This window comes from Rhizobium sp. SRDI969 (genome assembly GCF_025152725.1).
In the GTDB taxonomy this organism is placed as follows: Bacteria; Pseudomonadota; Alphaproteobacteria; order Rhizobiales; family Rhizobiaceae; genus Rhizobium; species Rhizobium leguminosarum_I.
On record NZ_CP104035.1, the window covers coordinates 3,909,246 to 3,923,569 of the forward strand.

12 protein-coding genes and 1 pseudogene are annotated in these 14,324 nt (G+C 56.1%); 7 read left to right on the top strand and 6 right to left on the bottom strand.

Features of this window, described 5'->3' with window-relative positions; all coding sequences use genetic code 11:
• The 6 genes and pseudogenes from N2A41_RS19340 to N2A41_RS19365 all read right to left on the bottom strand — a co-directional run bounded on the left by N2A41_RS19340 (position 1) and on the right by N2A41_RS19365 (position 5,863).
• Positions 1–153 carry a CcoQ/FixQ family Cbb3-type cytochrome c oxidase assembly chaperone gene (locus N2A41_RS19340; RefSeq protein ID WP_003568501.1) on the bottom strand — a complete coding sequence of 51 codons (153 nt, stop codon included), beginning with the start codon at positions 151–153 and terminating at the stop codon, positions 1–3.
• Between the two features lie 8 nt (positions 154–161).
• Entirely contained in the window at positions 162–896 is a 735-nt protein-coding gene (gene ccoO, locus N2A41_RS19345; RefSeq protein WP_003549661.1) for a cytochrome-c oxidase, cbb3-type subunit II, read from the bottom strand.
• Positions 897–904: 8 nt separating this feature from the next.
• The gene (gene ccoN / locus N2A41_RS19350; protein WP_260109504.1) at positions 905–2,527 is read right to left on the bottom strand and encodes a cytochrome-c oxidase, cbb3-type subunit I; all 1,623 of its coding nucleotides are present in this window, start codon (positions 2,525–2,527) and stop codon (positions 905–907) included.
• 401 nt (positions 2,528–2,928) lie between these two features.
• Positions 2,929–3,412 (bottom strand): annotated as a pseudogene (locus tag N2A41_RS19355) (IS5 family transposase); the annotation flags it as partial.
• Between the two features lie 942 nt (positions 3,413–4,354).
• Positions 4,355–5,188, bottom strand: coding sequence for a hypothetical protein (locus tag N2A41_RS19360; RefSeq protein WP_011654238.1), 834 nt, complete (start codon positions 5,186–5,188; stop codon positions 4,355–4,357).
• Positions 5,189–5,191: 3 nt separating this feature from the next.
• Positions 5,192–5,863: a hypothetical protein gene (locus N2A41_RS19365; RefSeq protein WP_011654237.1), complete on the bottom strand. Its 672-nt coding sequence runs from the start codon at positions 5,861–5,863 to the stop codon at positions 5,192–5,194.
• Positions 5,864–6,933: 1,070 nt separating this feature from the next.
• Between N2A41_RS19365 and N2A41_RS19370 the strand changes: the two genes are divergently transcribed.
• The 7 genes from N2A41_RS19370 to N2A41_RS19400 all read left to right on the top strand — a co-directional run bounded on the left by N2A41_RS19370 (position 6,934) and on the right by N2A41_RS19400 (position 14,197).
• Positions 6,934–7,785 (top strand): electron transfer flavoprotein subunit beta/FixA family protein, encoded by an 852-nt coding sequence (locus N2A41_RS19370; protein WP_011654236.1) that lies wholly within the window; start codon positions 6,934–6,936, stop codon positions 7,783–7,785.
• Between the two features lie 17 nt (positions 7,786–7,802).
• A complete protein-coding gene (locus tag N2A41_RS19375; RefSeq protein WP_011654235.1) occupies positions 7,803–8,939 on the top strand; it encodes an electron transfer flavoprotein subunit alpha/FixB family protein in 1,137 nt (378 codons plus the stop codon).
• Positions 8,926–10,233, top strand: a complete 1,308-nt coding sequence (locus N2A41_RS19380) for an NAD(P)-binding protein (protein WP_011654234.1) — start codon at positions 8,926–8,928, stop codon at positions 10,231–10,233. The genes N2A41_RS19375 and N2A41_RS19380 overlap by 14 nt, the downstream gene beginning before the upstream one ends.
• An 11-nt stretch (positions 10,234–10,244) precedes the next feature.
• Positions 10,245–10,541: a ferredoxin family protein gene (locus tag N2A41_RS19385; RefSeq protein WP_011654233.1), complete on the top strand. Its 297-nt coding sequence runs from the start codon at positions 10,245–10,247 to the stop codon at positions 10,539–10,541.
• 195 nt (positions 10,542–10,736) lie between these two features.
• Positions 10,737–12,296 (top strand): nif-specific transcriptional activator NifA, encoded by a 1,560-nt coding sequence (gene nifA, locus N2A41_RS19390; RefSeq protein ID WP_260111074.1) that lies wholly within the window; start codon positions 10,737–10,739, stop codon positions 12,294–12,296.
• A 197-nt stretch (positions 12,297–12,493) separates the two neighbouring features.
• Positions 12,494–13,972 carry a nitrogenase cofactor biosynthesis protein NifB gene (gene nifB / locus N2A41_RS19395; protein ID WP_260109505.1) on the top strand — a complete coding sequence of 493 codons (1,479 nt, stop codon included), beginning with the start codon at positions 12,494–12,496 and terminating at the stop codon, positions 13,970–13,972.
• Between the two features lie 30 nt (positions 13,973–14,002).
• Positions 14,003–14,197, top strand: a complete 195-nt coding sequence (locus N2A41_RS19400; protein WP_003551816.1) for a 4Fe-4S binding protein — start codon at positions 14,003–14,005, stop codon at positions 14,195–14,197.
• The last annotated feature ends 127 nt before the right edge of the window (positions 14,198–14,324 follow it).

Below are 14,324 nucleotides of genomic sequence, written 5' to 3' on the forward strand. Positions count from 1 at the left end.
TCAATCGTCCTTCAAGGGAATATCGGCGGCTTCTTTCGCCGTTTGCTTGCTGCCTGGGCGAAGGGTGAACACAACCGCGCCGACGAAGAATGCCGCCATTGCCAAAAGGCCCCAGCTGTCGGCGAAGTGTCTCATTGCAGTATAGGTTTCCATGGATCACCTCATCGGTAGCCGGTCGCGTCGTCGTAGGTCGAGAAATCGACCAACGTTCCGAGCATCTGCAGGTAGGACACCAGGGCATCCATTTCGGTCAGCGCAGCAGGATCGCCGTCGAAATCGCCGGTCTTCGCTTTCGGATAGCGGGCAAGCAGGGCCGTCGTATCTGCGTTCGGATCGGCTTGGGCCTTCATGTCGGCCTCCGCATTCGCCAGCATGTCGTCGTTATAAGGCACGCCCACGTCCTCGTTGGCCTTCAGGTCCATTCCCACGTCCTTGACCGTCACCCTCTGCTCTTTGAGGAAGGCGTAACTCGGCATGATCGACTCCGGCACGACCGCCCGTGGATCCGCGAGATGCTGGACATGCCATTCGTTGGAGTAACGTGCCCCGACACGGGCCAGATCCGGCCCGGTTCGCTTGGATCCCCATTGGAAAGGATGATCGTACATGGACTCGGCCGCGAGCGAATAATGGCCGTAGCGTTCGACCTCGTCGCGGAACGGCCTGATCATCTGGCTGTGGCAGAGGTAGCAGCCTTCGCGGATGTAGATGTTCCGGCCGGCCAATTCGAGCGGCGTATACGGCCGCATGCCTTCCACCTTTTCAATCGTATTCTGCAGGTAGAAAAGCGGTGCGATTTCGACGATGCCGCCGATGCTCACGACGAGCAGCGAGCCGACGAGAAGAAGCGTCGCGTTCTTCTCGAGGATCTGATGTTTATCTAGTATCGATGCCATGTCTCACCTCATTCGGCAGGCTGTGGTTGGGGCACGAAAGTGGTTGGGATTGCAGCTTCGTCGCGCAAGTGGCCGCGGATCGTCATGAACACGTTCCAGGCCATGACGAGACCGCCCGCCAGGTAAAGCGTTCCGCCGACCGCGCGCAGCACGTAGTAGGGGAACATCGCCGCGACCGTCTCCGCGAAGGAATAGACGAGGAAGCCCTGGGAATTGTACTCGCGCCACATCAGCCCCTGCTGGATGCCGGCAACCCAAAGCACGGCGGCGTAGACGACGATCCCGAGGGTCGCGAGCCAGAAGTGCCAGTTGACCATCCGCAGGCTGTAGAGACGCTCGCGTCCCCATAGCTTCGGCGTCAGGTAGTAGATCGCCCCGAAGGTGATCATCCCGACCCAGCCGAGAGCGCCGGAATGCACGTGGCCGATCGTCCATTCGGTATAGTGGCTGAGCGAATTGACGGTTTTCACAGACATCATCGGGCCTTCGAAGGTCGACATCCCGTAAAAGGCGATGGCGACGATCATCATACGGATGATCGGATCGGTGCGGATCTTGTCCCAGGCGCCCGAAAGGGTCATGAGACCGTTGATCATGCCGCCCCAGGAGGGCATCCAGAGCATTATCGAGAAAACCATGCCGAGCGTCTGGGCCCAGTCGGGCAATGCCGTGTAGTGCAGATGATGCGGGCCGGCCCAGATGTACATGAAGATCAGCGCCCAGAAGTGGATGATCGAGAGCCGGTATGAATAGACGGGTCGGTTGGCCTGCTTCGGCACGAAGTAGTACATCATGCCCAGGAAGCCGGCGGTGAGGAAAAAGCCGACGGCGTTGTGGCCGTACCACCATTGGGTCAGCGCGTCCTGGACGCCCGAGAAGACAGAATAGCTCTTGGAGCCAAGGAACGAGGTGGGAACCGCCAGGTTGTTGACCACGTGCAGCATCGCGATGGTGACGATGAAGCTGAGATAGAACCAGTTTGCCACGTAGATGTGCGGCTCTTTGCGCTTCAGGATCGTTCCAAGATAGACGGCGAGATAGGCGACCCAGACGATGGTCAGCCAGAGGTCGACGTACCACTCAGGCTCGGCATATTCACGGGCCTGGGTGATTCCGAGAACGTATCCGGTCGCAGCCATCACGATGAAAAGCTGGTAACCCCAGAATACGAACCAGGCCAGGCTGCCGCCGAAAAGACGCGCGCGACAGGTGCGTTGCACCACGTAGAACGACGTCATGATCAGCGCATTGCCGCCGAAGGCGAAAATGACCGCCGATGTGTGAACGGGCCGCAGCCTTCCGAAATTGAGATAAGGGGCGATGTTGAGGTCGGGAAAGGCCAGTTGCAGCGCGATGACCACGCCAACCAGGAAGCCGACTACGCCCCAGAATACCGTGGCGATCAGGCCATACCGTATCACCTCGTCGAAATAGCCTGATATATCGACTTTCCGCCGTTGGCCTGCCGGCGAAAAATCAACTCTCCTGATCAGCACAGCAGCGCCCGCGGCAAGGCAGAAGCAAAGTATCCCCATATGGACCGCAAAGAGATGATCATGCGCGAATGCGGCTAGTAGCAGCGCTAGAAACGCCGCGACCGCGATCACCATCGTTTCCGTTGTGTAATTCATGATGTCGTCCCCAGTGCGCCGACGACCGCGTCGCGGCCGTCTTTCTCGCCAGGACTGTCATGAAGCGGCAAATTGCGCCTTGATCTGCGTCAACGAGAGGGCCGGAAAATGGGACAGCGCTACGCGTCTTAAGTCGTTGGCACATTCCGACTGTCATACCGTCAACCAGGGTGTTCTTGGTTCGATCTCGCGTTTTGCTGGTGGATCAGTTCTCTGGATTGCCGGAAGCATGTTGCTTTCAGCTTGTCGGTCCTTCCAGACATTGCGCTGACCACGGCGATAATCTTATTTCTTCCTGCACCGCAACTCAGCTAAATGCCGAACAACTCGAGCGTAATGACAAAGATCTCGAAAACTCGACTCTCCGAATTTGACAATGGTCGTCTTTATGTTTCACCTAGAATATCGGCGCTGTGAACCACCAGGCCGACCATCAGTCCAAGCGTGTCGACGACGATATGACGCTTGCGTCCCTTGATCTTCTTGCCCGCGTCAAATGCCGCCGCTTTCCGTGGTTTTTACGCTTTGACTGTCGATCACGCCCGCAGACGGCGAGGCTTCCCGGCCTTCCAATTCACGCGCCTCCATCACAAGATGATGGTTGATCCGACCCCATAACCCTGTCGCTCGCCATTCATAGAAATAGGACTGCACAGTTGTAAAAGGCGGAAAATCCTTGGGCATCATCCGCCATTGGCACCCAGTCGTGGCGATGTAAAGCAACGCATTCACGACCTCGCGAAGATCGGTGCTACGCGGCCTGCCCAGCCGCCTCGGTTCGGGCAGGCAAGGCGAGATCAATCCCCATTCCCGGTCCGTCAGATCGCTTGCATACCGCATTGCCCGTCGGGCATATTGCCGACGGGTGAAATCAGTCCAGCCCATTGTGGTCTCCGTTCGTCCTAAGCAAACAAACAGAATCACAACGGCCTGGTTTCACTCAACTCTTTTTCGGTCAGGCTCTTAGAGATCCTTACAATGTTCTTATGAGAACTTTTACTCAAATCACTGCCAGCTTTATTCTATTCTAAGCTTTATGGCCGCCCAATGCTGGCGGGAATGCTAATCGTCAGCGTCTGGGCGGCGCGCATGACGAAGGGCTGGTTGACCGACGGAGGCCGCTGTCGCGGTCGCCGTAAACAAGACCCTCGGAGCAGGCAAGATTACATGCACGCCGGCCACCGCCTATGAACTGCTCATTAGCTGCAGTTTCTTTCATCCGCCGATTGCTTCGTAGCGTGCAGAATTGGGGCCTCAGGGTGACGAGCGCGCGAGAGCGGGCGGAGGTGGATATTCGACTTTCCGCCTCAACCTTCGCGCAAGACCAGAAGAGAATTGTGGGTGTAGGAAACCCCTTACTGGCAGGCGGTCAGGCCGCCCGGATTTCGAATGGCGGCAAAACCGACGCCGTCGATCGTGTTGTCGTTACGGACAATGAAGCAGTAATTCATCGGCGGGAGGTGCGGCGACGATGCAGGAGTTGGCCCCAGCCGGAATGACATAGGTGTCCGCTCCGACGATCGCAAAGACGGAGGCCGTTCCATTCGGATGGGGCACCGGCTGCTTGGTGAACAGGATCGCATCGTTCGGCGGTGCGACCGCAATGGCCTGCTAGTTCCGGGAATCGGACGAAAATACGAGTTGTGCCGCGTCGGGCAGCGCTGTTGCGAGGATAGAGACGGTGGCAATGGCAAGCCCGGCAGCGATTTTACCGCGACGTGCTGTTTGGCCAGCGGATTTCAATGTAATACGTAACGTTGCTATATTCCTTTTGTTCAAGGGTTTATTGGCTTGCTCAAGCGTCAGTGATGATCCGGATCTCTGGGTCTATGGTCCTCCTGTCGCCGAAAAGGTTCCGTCAGCTTTGTAAGTCACGGTGTAGGCCGCGTAGCCCATGGTGAAATCGCAGCATGCCGAGTTGCTCTCGTCATAAGCGACGGTGCTTCCGACCGGCTGGTAGCCCATCTTCACGAAAAAGATCTGCTTCGGTATGCAGTTCATGACGGCGTTGGGGACAGGAGCGACAAAGCTCGAGAGTATAACCGCCTGATTGTTGTTCAGGGCGACGACGCCGCAATAGAGTTCGGGATGCGGCAACGGGGTATAGGAAGGCACGTTCATGCCAAACCCTCCGATCGCAATTCCGGCTTGATTGGCGGGCGCGGAAAGTCCGAGCGGATCGAGCGTCAAGGTCGTGCAGTTGTCCGGCGAACCGTCAACCGTGGTGAGCGTAACCGGTCGGAACGCGGATGTGCTACCGACCACGGATAGTGTGGCGGCATTGAGCGAGAGAAGCGCGATCAGCTGCGAGGGCGACGCCGCCTGTTTGGTGCTGAATGCACCTGCATAGACCTGACTGTCCAAACCGAAATTGACTTGCGCTCCCGAACTTGCGTAATTGCCGATGCTTTGGCAGCCGAGACTGCCGCTGAAGACGAGACCAGGGCTCGGCAGCAACGGAAATGCGGCCTGCTTCTGGAACACATAGAAATATTGCGTCGTCTGCGAAAAGTTCCGAACGATGATCTGGTAGGACGAACTGGTCATTGCGTGTGACAATCCCCTTAGAGATCCAGCCTGTCCGCGCCCGGGCGGCGGCGGCAACCGCGAGGATGGTGCGCAGGTGAAGAGGGGACGGTTCTTCACCTGCATGGGTGCCAAGGCTTACTGGAGCTGCGTGGTCCAGGTGCCGTCAGATTTCAGGCTGACGTTGCAGACGGAATAGCCGCCAGTGAAATCGGAAAGCGCCGCGTTCACGCTCGATTGCGTGAAGTTCATCACGACACCTGGCGTGTAGGCGCCGGTCTGGACATAATATTTAAGGATCGGCTGGCAATCGGTATTGCTGGCGGGGTTTGCCTGCACGAAGTTGGAGAGCACGATGCCGCCATTGACGGCAACCGCCGAGCCGACATTGAAATAGGGCGGCGCGTTGAAGACCGGCGTGGTGATGCGGAAGGCGCCAGGCTGCACACCCTCCCCGTAGATCGGCGAGGATAGTCCGAGCGGATTAACCGTCGCGGTCGTCCAATCGTTCGGTTTGCCGCTGCTACCGGAACTCGTAGCAAGATCGATGGCGCGGCTGGCTGACGAGTAGCCGGAAGAGGCGCCGATTTGCGGCTGTGTGTTCGCCGGCTGGATGCCGGCATAATATTGCAGGTTAACCTGGAAGGTCAGGATCGCGCCCGTGTTGTCATAGTTGCCGAGCGATTGCGAGAAAAGGCTATTCGAATAGACTCTCCCCCCGCCGGTATAAATGGCCGGCTGCTGGAAGAAGTAGAAGGTTTGCGTCTGGGGTTCGCAATTTTTCACGTTGATGGTCAGCATTGTAGACATGTCGGCAACCCTTCTGCCTGAGGGATTTTGCACTTACGTGCAACAGTCGATTTGTGAGATACTCACGGCTGGTCGGCGTGGCATGTTTCGTTCCTGTTGTTTGATCTGCGACACGTTTGAGGTGCTGTGGGGTGTTAAATGCCGCACCCGATCCTCCTTCTCATTTATTTTCCTCCACGTGTTCGAACCGATGCGGTTATCCCGCAACGCGGATGCGAAAGCCGTTCCGCTGCCTCGCAATAGCTCACAAGATTCGTGCCAAGCAGGCCGATAGAGATGACGAACAATATTTACTGCGATTCCAGTTATGTGGGCGCAAAATGCGCGATTGAGAACAGGAACGCTTGTCACGTAAACGACAAAGGTGATGACAATGTCGCAAATTGTTGTATGCGTCTGAAGGACCACAAGCTGGCGCTGGCTCAGCAGTAAGGCGCGTCAGATCAAGTGGCTTCGGCTTTGGTTATGCGGTAGCTCGCCCAACCGATCAGAACGGCGTTGATGTAACGATTGAGGCGGAGAAAAGCCAAGACCTCGACGCGCTGCAGCAGCTTTTATGGACGGCTTTCGATTGATATTTCCAGCAAGGGTTACTCGACGCTTCTGGCAATCATCCTGTTCACGCCCGCAACATCAGCTAAACCGCTTGTCCAAGCCTCACTAGGCGCCCGCAGCGTTATTTTCTCGATCGCTGTGCTTCTGATCGCGCATACGGTGTCGCTAGTCAGATTATCAACGGCAAACCGAAGCGCGATACACGCCCACCGCACCAGAGCTTCAGTCCCCGTGCTATCTCCCGGGGGATTATTCGGCGTTGAAATCTTCCAACTCGTGGCGCAGCTATCATGGACTTGTCCGACCTGAAGGCTATCGAACCGCCCCTCCACTCGCGGTGGTGATCGGGGCGGATTGCGACACGACATGTCGGCAACCCTACAAAACCCCTTCGCATAGCGACAACGAAACATGTGCAATCTCGAAGGCTTACCGGCGCAACCTGATTGGCACGAGCAGTGCTCAGAGTTAGCCGGGTCCCTAAAGCCCGAATCCGATTGGGAGCTTAAACGACGATGCACATCGTGGTCTGTATCAAACAAGTGCCGGACTCAGCGCAGATACGCGTCCACCCGGTGACAAATACGATCATGCGCCAAGGCGTACCGACCATCATTAACCCATACGACCTGTTTGCTCTCGAAGAGGCACTTCAGGTTCGTGACCGCTATGGGGGCGAGGTGACCGTTCTAACGATGGGACCGCCCATGGCTGAGCAAGCGCTACGCAAAGCCCTTACCCACGGCGCAGATCGCGCAGTGCTTCTGACCGACCGCCACTTTGCCGGATCTGACACGCTGGCGACCTCGTATGCTCTTTCTCAAGCAGTAGCGAAGATTGGCGAGAGCTATGGGGGGCCTGATATCGTCTTTACGGGAAAGCAGACAATTGACGGCGACACGGCCCAGGTCGGACCCGGAATTGCAAAGAGGCTGAACCTCCAGCAACTGACTTACGTAACGAAGATTGTCTCCATTGATCCCACTTCGCGCGAGCTCATGGTTGAACGGCACGCGGAGAGCGGCACGCAGATGCTGAAGAGCACGTTGCCATGTCTCATCACCGTGCTGGAAGGTGTCAATGCTATCCGCCGGGGCTCTCTCGATGATGCTTTCCGTGCAGCGCGAAGCCAGGGTCTTAAATGGGGGGCCGCTGACGCCGGCATTGGGGAGTTGACCAAATGCGGCCTACGAGGATCGCCGACGGTCGTGAAGCGAGTATTCGCTCCTGGTCCGCGCGCCGAAAAAGCTATGCAAGTGGACATTAACGACAAAACGTTGGCCGAGGTCGCCGCGGACACGGTCGTTGCAATTTTTGCCCGCCAGCCCGTTTTGGAACGCAAGCTCACGTCCCATGGCAATCGGTGAGCAGCGAGGAGTAGATTTTGGTCGCTAGAAAAAATGAAACGCCGTCAAACGCGGTCGGCCGCGCCAGCTCAGGGAAAAAGCTGCTTAAGTGTTTCGAAGATCACCGGCACGTCTGGGTCTTCATGGAACTTGAGGGCGGCAATGTTCATCCCGTATCGATTGAACTCCTCGGCGAAGGCCGCAGACTAGCTGACAAACTGGGTGTCCAACTGGCCGGGGTAATCCTCGGTTCGTCTGAAGGCGTGGGCACCAAGCCGGCGATCGAAGAGGCCTTCGCTTACGGAGCTGATGTCGCCTATCTGGTAGAGTCGCCCCTCCTCGCCAACTATCGAAACGAACCCTTCACCAAGGCTTTGACGGATCTGGTCACTACTCACAAACCAGAAATTCTCCTTCTCGGCGCGACTACGCTCGGCCGCGACCTCGCCGGTGCTGTTGCAACGACCTTACAAACAGGGCTTACGGCTGATTGCACCGAGCTGGATGTTGATGGAGATGGTTCACTCGCAGCGACGCGGCCAACTTTCGGCGGGTCCTTGTTGTGCACGATCTACACGCTGAACAGCCGGCCGCAAATGGCAACGGTGCGGTCCAGGGTCATGGCGACGCCGCAACGCTCGGATAAGCCAATTGGACGCGTTATCCAACATCAACTCCTGATGGTTGAGGAGGAGATCGTCACCAAAGTGCTCGCGTTCCTTTGTAACAGCGGGTCTGAGCAATCCGATCTGGCCAACTCCGACATCGTGGTTGGGGGCGGACTCGGCCTCGGCGCTGCAGGAAACCTGCAATACTTGAGAAACCTGGCAACGACGATCGGCGGGGGAGTCGGGTGCTCGCGCCCACTGGTCCAAAAAGGCTGGATGCCTGCTGATCGACAAATTGGTCAGTCCGGCCATACCATTAGACCCAAGCTCTACATCGCGGCGGGAATATCTGGCGCGGTCCAACATCGCGTTGGCGTCGAAGGAGCCGATCTGATTGTGGCTATCAACCTTGACGAGAACGCTCCGATCTTTGACTTCGCCCACATCGGCGTTGTCGCATGCGCGCTGGAGTTCTTGCCGGCGTTGACAGAAGCTTTCGCCAAGCGAATGCCACCGCACAACTCTATCAAGGTTATGGACCGAGGAAGGCTAGATGACCAAGGGTAAGTTCGACGCGATAGTCATTGGCGCCGGTATGTCCGGCAACGCCGCAGCGTATTCGATGGCTAGTCGCGGTCTAAAAGTGCTGCAGCTGGAGCGCGGAGAACATTCAGGCTCTAAAAATGTTCAAGGGGCTATATTGTACGCCAACATGTTGGAGGCGATTATCCCAAACTTCCGCGATGACGCTCCTCTTGAACGGCATCTGGTAGAGCAACGATTCTGGCTAATGGATGACTCGTCGCACACGGGCGTGCACTATCGCTCTGATGACTTTAACGAACTGAAGCCAAACCGGTATACGATCATCCGCGCCCAGTTTGACAAGTGGTTCTCGTCCAAGGTGCGCGATGCCGGCGGCACAATCCTTTGTGAAACGACAGCGACTAGGCTCGCTCGGAACCTGAGAGGTAAAGTAGTAGGCGTCCACACGGACCGGGAGGGCGGTGTGATCCTCGCGGACGTGGTCGTCCTCGCTGAGGGCGTAAACGGACTGCTTGGAACTCGAGCCGGCTTACGCGATATACCGAGGCCAGAAAATGTGGCCCTCGCTGTCAAGGAAATGCATTTCATGCCGGAAGAGGTCATCGCAGAGCGCTTCGGCCTCAACGGTAGCGAAGGCTGTGTGATCGAAGCCGGCGGCACGATCTCACGCGGAATGGCCGGACTGGGCTTCCTTTATACCAACAAGGAGTCGATCTCGGTGGGGATCGGCTGCCTCGTCTCCGGTTTAGCGGGAGGCATGGAAAATCCGTACCGCCTTCTTGACGCCTTCAAGCGACATCCCTCGATCCGACCATTACTGGCCGGATCAGAGATAAAAGAATACGCCGCGCATCTTATTCCCGAAGGGGGCTTCAAGGCAATCCCGCAACTCTTTGGCGACGGGTGGGTGGTCGTGGGCGATGCGGCGCAACTAAACAATGCCGTGCATAGGGAGGGATCAAACCTCGCGATGACATCAGGCCTCATGGCCGGCGAAGCGATCTGTCAGATAAAGAGCCGTGGCGGCTTGATGACGAAGCGCAATCTCTCTCTCTATAAGGGCATGCTGGATAAGTCGTTCGTCATGAAAGATCTGATAAAACACAAAGATCTTCCAAGCCTCCTCCACACTGACAGTCACAACTTTTTCATGACGTATCCAACGCTTATATCTCAGGCAGCGCAAAATTTTGTGCGCGTCGACGGTGAACCTAAAATCAACAGGGAGAAGGCCACAGCCGCCTCCTTTATCAAGGCACGATCCCGTTGGGGGTTGATTAGCGACGCGGTCCGCTCCGCCGTATCTTGGCGTTAAAGGAAAATTCGATGAAGGCGACCATCATTGAGCGCATTGAGGACAAGCTGTACCAAAACCGATATCTCGTCGACACTGGACGTCCGCATATAACAGTGCGACCGCACCGGTCGCCAAGCCCGAACCTGCTCGCCTTGACGCAAATCTGTCCGGCCAAATGCTACGAGCTGAACGAAATTGGTCAGGTGGCGATTGTTCCCGATGGCTGCTTGGAATGCGGCACATGCAGAGTGTTGTGCGAAGCTAGTGGCGACATAAAGTGGAATTATCCCCGGGGCGGGTTCGGGGTCCTCTTCAAATTCGGATGAGGAGTCCCTACCTCCGGCGGGATAGCAGCGACCGATCCAGCTGCATTAGCGGCGGCGATTGAATGTGCATCCACTCAACCTTTCGAAAGGCTAATTTTTGCGCCGTCGATAACACCTATTTTTAACTTAGGAATATGCGTTAGCATATTTCGTGCACCAGGGTAAAAAGCAGTGCACCCTCCCCTGTTTGTAGGCATGATTAAACCAGAGGCGCGGCTCCATATACTCTACGACATATCCAAAGAGCTTATCTCTTCTTTTCCTCTAGACAACGTCCTGAAGGCTGCGATGAACGCCCTCGCCGAGCATCTGCGATTGCGCGATGGCGGAATCGTGATTCACGGCTCCGGAGGAGAGCCCTGGATAAACGTACGGGCTCCCATTGGGCACGACGTTCGCTCACGTTCTCTTACGATTGAACAGGCGGACACAATAAATCGTGTCATCGCTAGCGGGGAAAAGCACTTTGGGAAAAATTCTGTCGTTCTCCCCGTTAAAGTGAACCGGAAAGCAATCGGCGCATTATGGATAGATTTCGCTCAGCAAAGCGGAGCTCAGGACGAAAGCCTTCTGGCAATGATTGCCGTCCTGATCGGCTTAGCCTGCCAGCGCTATCGCGAATTGTGCAGCGATGGCTGCTCAGTCGCCGAGGAACAACAAGCAGGACAGATTCCCAAAATCAAGCCGAAGTCTCATCCCATCCAAGTCGATAAAATCGACTGGATCGTTGGGGAGAGCCTCGCGCTCAAGAGGGTATTAGCTACCACCAAGATCGTGGCCGCGACGAACTCCGCGGTGCTCTTGAGAGGAGAGAGCGGCACTGGCAAGGAATGCTTTGCAAGAGCAATACACGCGTTATCGATACGGAAAAGCAAGGCGTTTATTAAGTTGAATTGCGCCGCGCTGTCGGAGACCGTTCTGGAATCCGAATTGTTTGGCCATGAGAAGGGCGCTTTCACCGGCGCTCTCCTTCAACGAGCTGGACGTTTCGAACTGGCCAATGGCGGAACGCTGTTGCTTGATGAAATTGGCGATGTATCGCCACAATTCCAGGCAAAGTTATTGCGCGTGTTACAGGAAGGCGAATTCGAACGTCTCGGCGGAACGAAGACATTGAAAGTAGACGTTCGAGTCATATGCGCCACCAACAAAAACCTTGAAGTGGCCGTCCTTCGAGGTGAGTTCAGAGCCGACCTCTATTACCGGATCAATGTGGTGCCCATCATTTTGCCGCCACTTCGGCAGCGCGACGGTGACATTTCGCTTCTAGCGCAAGTGTTCCTCGAGCAATTCAACAAGGCAAATGATCGAAATTTCGACTTCGCGCCGTCGGCAATAGGCATTATGTCGAAATGCGCCTTCCCCGGCAATGTTCGCGAGCTGGACAACTGCGTACAAAGGACCGCTACTCTCGCCAGTTCAAATACGATCGCTTCATCAGATTTTGCCTGTCAGCAAGGCCAGTGTTCTTCGGCGCTCCTCTGGAAAGACGGCCGCGACGGCATTGACAACGACGCGGTGCATAGTCTCAACCCGCGAGATACAATGTCGAGCGGACTGGGGCTCTACGCAGGTACCCCCAGCGGTGCCACAGCCACAATGGAGGCACCGGGTCTCACTGAGCGTGATCGACTGATCAATGCAATGGTGAAGGCTGGTTGGGTGCAGGCCAAAGCAGCTCGTATCCTGGGTAAAACGCCGCGGCAGGTCGGCTATGCGCTACGCCGGTTTCGTATCGATGTGAAGAAGGAGTGACCGCGATCGCCAAGAGCTCCGTAAGCGTGGCACAACGACTTCGGGGGCGAGCTATTTTCATTTCTACAAGACATCTCCGGCAGCAAGCGGGGAAACGGGCGGTAAGGCGACATAAGAGCTGAAACAATAATATCTCATCGCTCGAAATCTCTCTTGCTTTTGGAGATCTAACCTTTCCTCACCAGTGGAACAGTGCAATGTCGGAACCGGAGATAAAGGTCGGGAAGACCAGCAGTGCCCTCTTCGACCGGGCGCCGATGGCTCCCTCTATGCCCGGCGGCCGCGCATCTTCGTCCCATGGCCTTTCGGTGACGGATGACATAGATGCGCGGATCTGGGAGAGAATCAAAGACCATCCCTGCTTTTCAGAGCAAGCCCACCACTATTTCGCTCGCATGCATGTCGCGGTCGCGCCAGCCTGTAACATCCAGTGCAACTACTGCAATCGCAAATATGATTGCACCAACGAAAGCCGTCCCGGGGTCGCATCAGTAAAGCTAACTCCCGACCAGGCACTACGCAAGGTGCTTGCCGTCGCCAGCAAAGTGCCGGAGCTTTCCGTAATCGGCGTTGCCGGACCGGGCGACGCTTGTTACGACTGGAGGAAAACAGTCGCGACGTTTGAAGGAGTTGCGAGAGAAATACCTGACATGAAACTATGCATCTCCACCAATGGATTGGCGCTTCCGGATCATGTCGATGAGCTAGCTGACATGAATATCGATCACGTGACGATCACTATCAACATGGTGGATCCGGAGATAGGGGCGAAGATCTATCCATGGATAATTCACGGACATCGTCGATACACTGGCATAGCAGCTGCCGGGATCCTTCACGAGCGCCAAATGTTGGGTTTGGAATTGCTGACCAAGCGCGGCATCCTCACCAAAATCAATTCGGTTATGATTCCAGGCGTCAATGACACGCACCTCGTCGAAGTTAACCGATGGATCAGAGACCGCGGCGCATTCATGCACAATGTGGTGCCCCTGATTTCCAAGCCTTCGCATGGTACTTATTACGGTCTTACGGGTCAACGTTGCCCGGAGCCGTTCGAACTGAAGGCACTTCAAGACTGTCTCGATGGCAACATTAAGCTTATGCGCCACTGCCAACAATGCCGGGCCGACTCCATCGGTTTGCTGGGCGATGATCGTGAGCGAGAGTTTGCCCTCGACCAGATCTCCACCAAAGTTGAATTCGACACCAGCAAGCGCGAGGCCTATCGCAAGCTGGTCCAGCATGAGCGAGGGGATCAACTGGCAGCAAAATTGGACGCGAACAAAGCAGTCAAGTCACTGGGTTCTTCGGGAACCCTTGCAGTTGCCGTGGCGACTAAAGGTGGCGGCCGGATCAACGAACATTTCGGTCAGGCAAGGGAACTCCAAGTGTATGCAGTCTCACTAAAGGGGATCAACTTGGTGGGACACCGCAAGGTCGAGCAGTATTGCCTCGGTGGTATAGGCGAGAAGGCCACTCTCGATCACACCATCGTTGCACTCGACGGCATCGACATTCTGCTTTCTTCCAAAATCGGCGATTGCCCAAAAAAGCGGTTGGCAGAAACTGGCGTGCGAGCCAGTGACGCATTTTCCTATGATTACATCGAGACTGCGATTGGCGCGCTATACGCCGCCGAGTTTGGCGGCAAACCGGCAATGCCGACGGCTTAAGGCCCCTCTAATTGAATCAGGAGCTAAAACATGGCCTTCAAGATCATTGTATCCCAATGCACCCAGTGCGGCGCTTGCGAATTTGAATGTCCCTCAGATGCGATCAGTTTCAAAGGTGAGGGATATGTTGTGGATCCAAAAAAATGTACCGAGTGCAGGGGTGAGTTTGACACGCAACAATGCGCTTCGGTGTGTCCGATGCCGAAGACCTGCGTCCCTGCCTGATCGCCACCGGACTAAAGCGCAAAGACAGAGCCACGCCGGAGATATCGGCCTGCGCATATGTAGTACTAAAATAGCAGGCTTTGATAGCGCTCGACTTCCGGAGCTCCAAAGCCGCCGCAGCGAGAAG

Coding starts and splice junctions, on each gene's coding strand:
- ccoO (WP_003549661.1), bottom strand. CDS start 896: ATGGCATCGATACTAGATAAACATCAGATCCTCGAGAAGAACGCGACG.
- N2A41_RS19340 (WP_003568501.1), bottom strand. CDS start 153: ATGGAAACCTATACTGCAATGAGACACTTCGCCGACAGCTGGGGCCTT.
- ccoN (WP_260109504.1), bottom strand. CDS start 2,527: ATGAATTACACAACGGAAACGATGGTGATCGCGGTCGCGGCGTTTCTA.
- nifB (WP_260109505.1), top strand. CDS start 12,494: ATGTCGGAACCGGAGATAAAGGTCGGGAAGACCAGCAGTGCCCTCTTC.
- nifA (WP_260111074.1), top strand. CDS start 10,737: ATGATTAAACCAGAGGCGCGGCTCCATATACTCTACGACATATCCAAA.
- N2A41_RS19380 (WP_011654234.1), top strand. CDS start 8,926: ATGACCAAGGGTAAGTTCGACGCGATAGTCATTGGCGCCGGTATGTCC.
- N2A41_RS19370 (WP_011654236.1), top strand. CDS start 6,934: ATGCACATCGTGGTCTGTATCAAACAAGTGCCGGACTCAGCGCAGATA.
- N2A41_RS19400 (WP_003551816.1), top strand. CDS start 14,003: ATGGCCTTCAAGATCATTGTATCCCAATGCACCCAGTGCGGCGCTTGC.
- N2A41_RS19385 (WP_011654233.1), top strand. CDS start 10,245: ATGAAGGCGACCATCATTGAGCGCATTGAGGACAAGCTGTACCAAAAC.
- N2A41_RS19365 (WP_011654237.1), bottom strand. CDS start 5,863: ATGTCTACAATGCTGACCATCAACGTGAAAAATTGCGAACCCCAGACG.